Origin of the sequence: Peptoclostridium litorale DSM 5388, assembly GCF_900141635.1 — a bacterium.
GTDB lineage: Bacteria > Bacillota > Clostridia > Peptostreptococcales > Peptostreptococcaceae > Peptoclostridium > Peptoclostridium litorale.
In genome coordinates this window covers 21048-27960 of the sequence record NZ_FSRH01000022.1, presented here as the reverse complement: position 1 = coordinate 27960, position 6913 = coordinate 21048, and the positions used below count along the sequence as shown (strand labels likewise).

At 35.8% G+C, this 6913-nt stretch carries 6 protein-coding genes and 1 pseudogene; 2 read left to right on the top strand and 5 right to left on the bottom strand.

Translation table 11 applies throughout. The features are described from left to right. Positions 1-383: 383 nt before the first annotated feature. Entirely contained in the window at positions 384-704 is a 321-nt protein-coding gene (locus BUQ87_RS14410; protein ID WP_038260655.1) for a hypothetical protein, read from the top strand. A gap of 64 nt (positions 705-768) precedes the next feature. Beyond that, on the top strand, positions 769-1362 hold the full coding sequence (locus tag BUQ87_RS15460; RefSeq protein WP_038260652.1) for a hypothetical protein: 594 nt from the start codon (positions 769-771) through the stop codon (positions 1360-1362). A 37-nt stretch (positions 1363-1399) separates the two neighbouring features. Here the strand turns inward: BUQ87_RS15460 and BUQ87_RS15885 are convergent. From BUQ87_RS15885 to BUQ87_RS14380, 5 genes and pseudogenes are all read right to left on the bottom strand, one after another. Then, positions 1400-1516 (bottom strand): annotated as a pseudogene (locus tag BUQ87_RS15885) (hypothetical protein); the annotation flags it as partial. 8 nt (positions 1517-1524) lie between these two features. Next, positions 1525-1923, bottom strand: a complete 399-nt coding sequence (locus BUQ87_RS14400; RefSeq protein ID WP_242943857.1) for an IS5 family transposase — start codon at positions 1921-1923, stop codon at positions 1525-1527. A 549-nt stretch (positions 1924-2472) separates the two neighbouring features. Further along, the gene (locus BUQ87_RS14390; RefSeq protein WP_159434355.1) at positions 2473-3225 is read right to left on the bottom strand and encodes a hypothetical protein; all 753 of its coding nucleotides are present in this window, start codon (positions 3223-3225) and stop codon (positions 2473-2475) included. A 42-nt stretch (positions 3226-3267) separates the two neighbouring features. Next, positions 3268-3819 carry a hypothetical protein gene (locus BUQ87_RS14385; protein WP_038260637.1) on the bottom strand — a complete coding sequence of 184 codons (552 nt, stop codon included), beginning with the start codon at positions 3817-3819 and terminating at the stop codon, positions 3268-3270. Between the two features lie 91 nt (positions 3820-3910). Beyond that, entirely contained in the window at positions 3911-6901 is a 2991-nt protein-coding gene (locus BUQ87_RS14380; RefSeq protein WP_038260629.1) for a Tn3 family transposase, read from the bottom strand. Between the last annotated feature and the right edge of the window lie 12 nt (positions 6902-6913).

The following is a 6913-nucleotide window of genomic DNA, read 5'->3' as shown; positions in this document are numbered from 1 at the left end:
GACTTCACTCTATATCCGTAGTTTAATCACTCTATAAACGTAGTGACTTCACTCTACTTTTGTAGTTACTTTCACTCTACATCCGTAGTTAAATGGCTTCTGTCTTTATCTGATTGCAATGGGTCCAAGTGTCGGAAAACGGTTTAAAACGAGTTAAAACGAGTTAAAAGTTGTTTATTATTTATATCTATATTCAGCAAAGACCATGCCAAAATAACTTATCCCTAAGAAATATAAGACATATTATGTAGCTTCCCCATGTATTTTATACTCATTTGTGTAAACAAGTGGTAAAATGCTACTATGAGGAAAAGTTTATATTTTGTGAGTATTTACTTTTCCAGCTATGCGCTGATTAAAACATTGAAAGGGGGAAGTTTTTGATGGGATTTGAATTCGAAACAATTTCATCAGATGAATTCGAAAAAAGAAAAGAGCTCGGAGAGTTCGGGGAAGTCTCCAGCGTGATAGAAAGTAAAAAATCGCCGGATATGATGAGCGATGAACATTCATCTGAAGAAGGTCAAAATGAAAAGGCAGCCGACAATAATAAGAAAGACTACATAAGGCAGACGTTTCTTCTAGACAAAGATTTGAAACGCGCCATAAGGAGAAAAGCTGCGAATGAAGACAAAGGCCTTAATGAGATTGTCAGGGATATACTTAGAAATAGCATAGAAAACAAGTATTTTGAAGCATATTAAATTCTAATATTACAATTTTCATAGCTACAATTACAAATAATACAAATACTATATGTAGGATAAAATGAATAAAATACAACTAGTGGAATCAGAAGATTATATAGCTGTGCTACTCGCTGAAAAAGAATTGAGTATATTGGATTGTGATAAAGATTATGTCCTTGCAGAATGCAATCTTCAAGACTTAGTTGGTATAGAAATAATAGATTTTCCAGAAAAACTACATCTTGAAATACATGATTCAAAAGGATTTGAAACGTATCTTTTTTATGAAGTCCAAATAAAAAAGATGGATTGTAAAATGAGCTTAGAGTTTATTTGTCATATACCGAACAAGTATTGGGATCATAAATGGGGCCTTGCAACTTACTTAGAGGCAATAAAAAAACAAGTTGCTTTTTCAGAGTCTATTAAAATCGGAGATTTTGACTTTGAGGATACTTGGAAAAGACTATCACTTATTGTTGAGTATGATTTCCCTAATAATATTAGTTCTTGCATATCAGATGCAAGTAACCAAATTAAAACTCTAATAAAAACTGCAGAAATAAGTCTTGGAGGATTTGTTTGGAAAAATGAATATGAACAAGATGAAATGCTTTTTTGTAAAGAGATTCTGACCCCATTATTGCATCACGACTATAGATGTAATCGATAATTGCATCTGTGTCATAACCTTTATCCGCCAGGACATCGCTTCCATATAAGTTGACATGGGATAAAAGTTCCACGGCATAGGTGCTATCATTCTTTTGGTCTTCGGATAATATAAAATAAACAGGATAACCAAGGGCATCAACTGCAGCATGAATTTTTGTGCTTAATCCGCCTCGGCTTCTTCCGATTTCTGGAGATGGGCCCCTTTTTTTGCACCTGCCGAAGACTGGTGTGCTCTTACAATTGTACTGTCGATACTCAACTCTTCAAGTTCAGCATCCAAGCTGAGTATGCGGAAAATGTTGTCTAAAATACCATCATCAAGCCACTTGCGAAAGCGACTATAAACAGTTTCCCATGGTCCGTATCTTTCTGGGAAATCACGCCATGGAGCTCCACTTCTGGCAATCCAGACAATACCATTAAACATAGTACGATTATTTTTAGATGGACGTCCTTTTTTGCCTGTACGTTCTGGTGGCAGTAAATGTTCAATTTTTGCCCACTCTACGTCTGTTAACTCGTAACGTTTTAATCCCATAACGATCACTTTTCCTTTCATGTGCTTTTATAATATTTTAGCATATGTTGGGAATTTCTATGCAAAAACTATTTTTCAAACACGCTCTAGAACAAAGCTTAATAAAATATTCGCCACAAACAAATCACAACTACTTAGGAGGAAAATATTATATGTCTAATAAAAAAAATACATACATAATACGACTGTCAACTATAGTTATAGCCTTATCGATAGTCTTTTCTTATCATATAACAAAAAATCATTTCCACAATTTAAGTACACTATATCTATTTATTTCTGTTATTTTTAGTATGATCCACCTTTATTTTGCTATATATTTTTCCAAAGAAAAAAAGCAAACATATGAATCTATCGTAATTAGAAAATTTATAAATTTCTTATTCGTATGTAATTTAATTATTTTTTCATTTAATTTATTCATATATTTCTTCCTATATGTACTTATGACTATTGATATACCATAATACCGCCTATTTTTCACCAGCAGACATTATGCTTTTTAATTCATGATGTCTGCTGGCTTTTTATACTCCTACAAACTATAGTATGATGAGTAAATTTTCTATTTTAACGCGCTTTTTCTTCTATTATTTCTACAAATCTATTTCCCGCAGCTTTAATTTCATATCTGCCTGCATTACCACCTAGCACCTTTTTTAGTATGTATTCCGAAAGTGTATTTTCTACATATTCAGCAAATCCGCTTTTTCCGCCAAGACTATCATAGAAGTCTTTAAATCTATTTCTATTGCCTCTGGTATAATAATCTTCAAAGATACTAATCAGATATGATCCAGGGGTATTTCCGCCGGAACCTTTATATCTTTTCATTATATTATAGCTATCCACATCAGAATAAAGGTCGTCTAAAGAACAACTTGATATAGATGTATTTACGCCTATAATTTCTTTTGCAGCTTCCTCTCTCGATACATCCATTCTTCTTTTGTAATCATATATATTTTTTGCTCCTGTCATTACGTCACCAGCCCAACCAAAGTAATCCGCATTCACACCAGGTGTTCCAAAGAGACCGACGCCTATGGTAGCCATCATATGAATAGTATTTAGTGTATTGCCCTCTTTATCTTTGACTATTGCTCCAGGTGAAAGTTCATTTCCAAAAAATTCAGCTAAATATTTATATTCATCATATTTTTTTACAAATCTCGTAAATCCTGTGACTTCACCTTCTCCCAATACTACATCCCACTTAAAACTATCATAAATTTCTCTTATTACAAAATTCGTTATTAATTCGTCTATATTATAATAATGACCAGAATAATTTATATATTCATGCGCCGCTTTTTCTAGCATTTTTAGGTTATGTATAAAGTCATCTATTTTAACTTTATCCCCCTAAGTTATATCCAATTGTATATCATTATCACCGAATAAATAACAATTCAATTCAGACGTATGCTTTTTGTAATATCTTGAGTTATTTGAAAATAAAAATATACCACAATTATCTTCTCCGTCTAAATGAAGTCTATTGATAAATCTAGTCAAATTAATGTTTTTTTCTTTAAGACTGCCTATCTTTAATATTCCCTGTGATGTGCGATAATCATAATCTCTTTCATCATTAGTATTTAAATGTTTGCTTGATTTATCTCTAAATATTTCTTCACATCTAAACATTTCATATATCCCGGTCTCCATAGATGGCTTATAAGGAGACCCTGCCTCTAAATAGCGTCCGCTTGGATCTACGCTTAATATTGCTTTTCTTATTACTTTATCTTTTGAAAGATATATAGGTAACTTTGCAGCAATGCCATAATGCCTTCTTCTTACGTCAATACCTAATTTTTTATCACTTCCATCTGGCCTTTCTATCTTATCTTCTCGAACTTGCCTTAGATTTGCTATTACTGGGGTCTCGCCAACATTTCCGACAAAACCCACGCTAAGGCATGATTTAGTCGATGATCATGATTTTGTACCACGCTATGAACAAATATAAGCCATCGCCTCGTACTGGCAATGGCTTTTGTAATCATGAACTAGATTCTATGATGTTTATTGCTTTACTTTCAATATTTAGCGGTCTGAGTTCATCATATTCTGGTACTGTAGCTGAATCAAAACGATATTCACCAAGAAAATTGATATGTTCCCAGCCTAACGGTGCAATATGCTTTATTAAGCTTTCATCAAGACCGCCATGTTGTTGAGTATATTCAATTGCCTTTTGCAAATAGACTGTATTCCAGATGCTAATAGCGTTGATTATAATGTTTAGCGCACTGGCACGTTGGAGTTGGTCATAAAGCTCACGTTCACGAAGTTCTCCACGCTTGCCAAAGAAAATGGCTCTAGCCAAGGCGTTGACTGCTTCGCCTTTGTTTAGTCCCTTTTGAATACGTCTTCTCAACGCTTCGTTGCTGATGTAATCGAAAAGGAAGATTGTTTTTTCAATACGCCCCATTTCACGCAGAGCTGTTGCAAGTGAATTTTGGCGTGCGTATGAACCCAGCTTCGACATTATCAATGATCCTGATACCTTGCCTTCAAGAATAGAGTATGCTAGTTTAAGCACATCATCGTAGTTTTCCTGAATGACCTTGGTGTTGATCTTGCCTGTTAGTATTTTTTCTAGTTTTGTATAGTCTGAAGGTTTTCCAAATGTATAAAACTTCAGCTCGGAAATGTCACGGATTCTTGGCGCAAACCTAAAACCAAGCAAATGTGCAAGTCCAAATACTTGATCGGTGTATCCTGCTGTGTCTGTGTAATGCTCTTTAATATCAAGGTCGGTTTCATGATACAAAAGTCCGTCTATGACGTGAACAGCATCACGTACATTCGTGTTAATAAGTTTTGTGTAGTACGATGAAAACTGATCACTTACGAATCTATACATAGTAGTGCCACGATTAGATCCATAGTGTGGATTATGTTCAGCGTTCATTGAAGAAACGCCAACTTGAACACGCATACCGTCTGATGAGGACGTACTACCGTCACCCCAATAGGACGATAAGAATAATCTATGATGAGAATTGACCAACGATGCCTGCGCCCGTTGCATGGCATCATCATACATTCGCCATTGAGCTACATTAGCTATTTGCCTATAAGATATTCCTGGCGTTGAGTCAGCCATCTTTGAAAATCCGATATTCATACCCATTGCCATGAGTGCTGCCACTACGATGTTTTTTTCATCGGTTCGAGCACTCTTTTTTGTTGATGCATGTGTAAAATGCCTAATGAAGCCTGTCCACTGATCTACTTCAATGAACAGATCGGTCAGTTTGATTCTAGGGAGCATTTTGTATAGATGCTGTGAAAGGTGTCGTGCTGCATCGGGTGTTTGCTTCTCTAGTTTCTCAATGTAAATACGACCATTTTTAATTTCAAGACCACTGAGAGAGTTAAGGTTTCTATTAAGCCATTTGGTACGGTGTGTCAGTGTTGCGATCCGTTCTTCCAGATAAGAATTGACGTTTAGATCCACCGCAAGTTTTGATTCTACGTTCTTGCGCTGTGACCATTCATTATCGGTCAGAAGATATTCCTTAAACTCTTTGAAATTCTTACTACCAGAGACCGCTATATCTCCAGATCGTATTCGATTTTTTAATTCTGTGAGTGCAGCCATTTCATAGTAGTGGCGGTCTATACCGTCTTTCTTGAATACGTATTTTGACCAACGCTTTGATATGAAATCAATCGGGACGTTTTCTGGTATCTTTCTTTTGCCGGATTCATTGGTTTCATTGATGATTTCTAGTGCTTCAATCAAAGAGCTAAACGACTTATTATTAGCTGAAAACTTAAAATGCTTAAGCAGGATCGGCGTGTACTTTCTGAGTTGGTTGTACCTTTTATCAATAAGATCAAGATAGTCATAGCCAATCGGTCGTGCAAGTTCCTTGGATTCTTCAACTGATTTAATAAATTGATCCCAGCTCATGACTTCTTCAATTGCTTCAAATGGATCAACACCTTGTTCACGAGCTTGAATTAGAGCTTTGCCTAAATCTCTGAAATGAACGACTTTTTCATTGAGTGATTTACCGTTGTTCTTTTGCTTCTTTTCAAGCTCTTTACGACCTTTGGAAAGAAGAATATTGATTTGCCTATCGTGTATTTCTATGGCTGTATCTACAAGCTGGTGACTAAGTTCATGAAGATATACAGCGAGCATGGCGTGGCGTTTTTCTGAATCGAATCGTCTGAAGGAATGAGGTTCATATTTTGAACCGAGGCGTGCAAGTTGTCTAATTCTGTTTGGATGAATTGCACTTATATTCAGCTCCAAATCAAGTGAACGTATGTATTCAAGCTTTTGAATGACTTCTTGAAATGTCTTTGCAGAAGGAAAACCAGTTGGCTCTTTGAGCCATGCAAGAGGTGTCCGTTTTTCATCTTTGGCGTGAATGAGCTTGTCTAGATTTTCCTTTTGAGAATCAGTTAGAGAGTTGTTAATCGACTTCATCACAGTGTTTTCAGCAGCAGTTCTCGCCTCGATGACAATACGCTCCAGAGTTGTGATACCAGGAAGGATGATTTTATCACTACGAAGTTTGTCAATTGCAATTTTGAGCAGTCGGATGGCATTGTCATTCTCTATCGCAAATGGCATAAGATTATTAATAATCTTGTGAGAATCAGTGACATCATTGAAAGAAGTGTAATTGTATACGCTTCGGATTTCTTGTAAGTGTTCCAGTCTAGTATTGTCACGAATAGCATAGTTTTGAAACTCTTCTGGCTCTATACCGAACTGATCCGCAATGAAGTGTATGACCTTAAAAGGAATCATATTTTTATCTATAAGTGGCCATCCTGGATAGCGAAGCATACATAACTGTACTGCGCATCCTAGTTTGTTAGAGTCCCTACGATGGCTTAAAGCGAAGTCAATATCATCACCTGAAAGTGTGTAATGTCTTGCTAAATCCCATTCGCTTATTTCTTCAGATATTCGTATAAGTTCATGACGTTGATCCTTGGTCAATAGAAGTTCGATTTCTGACAAGTTATTCACCCC